This is a genomic window from Agromyces sp. Marseille-P2726, from assembly GCF_902809835.1.
Taxonomy (GTDB): Bacteria; Actinomycetota; Actinomycetes; order Actinomycetales; family Microbacteriaceae; genus Agromyces.
The window spans coordinates 1-1,191 of record NZ_CADDWM010000006.1 but is presented as its reverse complement, the minus strand read 5'-3'; the positions used below and the strand labels follow the sequence as shown (position 1 = coordinate 1,191).

Genomic DNA, 1,191 nt, shown 5'->3' with positions numbered 1-1,191 from the left:
CCTTCGTGGGCGCCGGCTCGTTCTCGACCGGCCGCGGCGCCCACGAAGGAGCCTGGACGGTTGGACGCGTACTCCCGCGGCGGACTGCTCGGCACCGCGCTCGTCGGCGGCTTCGGGCTGCTGCTCATCGCCACGGTCGCGGTCATCGGCGCGTCCTGGTTCCTGAGCTCGCCGGTCGGCCGCGACTTCCTGGCCGCGTTCCCGGGCGAGTATCACCTGCCCGAGGGCGCCGAACCGGGGTTCCCGGCGTGGGTGCAGTGGCAGCACTTCTTCAACGTGTTCCTGATCGTGCTGATCATCCGGTCGGGCCTGCAGGTGCGCACCGAGAAGAAGCCGAGCGCGTACTGGACGCCGCGGTGGTCGAAGAACGGGCAGGGCAAGATCAGCCTCGCCCTGTGGTTCCATCAGTCGCTCGACATCCTCTGGCTCCTGAACGGCGTCGTGTTCGTGGTGCTGCTGTTCGTCACCGGGCACTGGATGCGGATCGTGCCGACCAGCTGGGAGGTGTTCCCGAACGCGATCTCGGCGGGGCTGCAGTACCTGTCGCTGGACTGGCCGACCGAGAACGGCTGGGCGAACTACAACAGCCTGCAGCAGCTCATGTACTTCATCACGGTGTTCATCGCGGCGCCCCTCGCCGCCGCCACCGGCGTGCGGATGTCGGGGCTGTGGCCGAAGAACGCGAAGACCCTGAACCGGATCTACCCGGTCGAGTGGGCGCGGGCGATCCACTTCCCGGTGATGCTCTACTTCGTCGCGTTCATCATCGTGCACGTCGCCCTCGTCTTCGCGACCGGGGCGCTGCGCAACCTGAACCACATGTACGGCGGCACCGACGTCGTGAACTGGGCGGGATTCTGGATCTTCTTCGCCTCACTGATCGTCATCGTGGGCGGCTGGATCGCCGCCCGACCATTCCTGCTCGCCCAGATCGCGAAACTCACCGGCAAGGTCAGCGCCCGCTGATGAGGATCGGTTCCGCGGAGGCAGTGGCTCGTCTGGCTGATCGGAAGGGAACTTCATGACGCTCACACTCGGGTTCAAGGCTTCGGCGGAGCAGTTTTCGCCGCGGGAGTTGGTGGAGATCGCGGTGGCGGCTGAGGGTCATGGGTTGGAGTCGGTGTGGACGAGTGATCATTTCCAGCCGTGGCGGCATCGGGGTGGGCATGCGCCGTTCTCGTTGGCGTGGAT

General features: G+C 66.5%; 2 protein-coding genes. Both read left to right on the top strand.

Annotated features, from left to right (window positions below; all coding sequences use genetic code 11):
• Positions 1–966 (top strand): cytochrome b/b6 domain-containing protein (locus tag HUS56_RS01650; RefSeq protein WP_254431236.1); only part of this gene is annotated, 966 nt, incomplete at its 5' end.
• A 55-nt stretch (positions 967–1,021) separates the two neighbouring features.
• The coding region (locus tag HUS56_RS01645; protein ID WP_173921682.1) for an LLM class flavin-dependent oxidoreductase at positions 1,022–1,191 on the top strand (170 nt) is incomplete at its 3' end.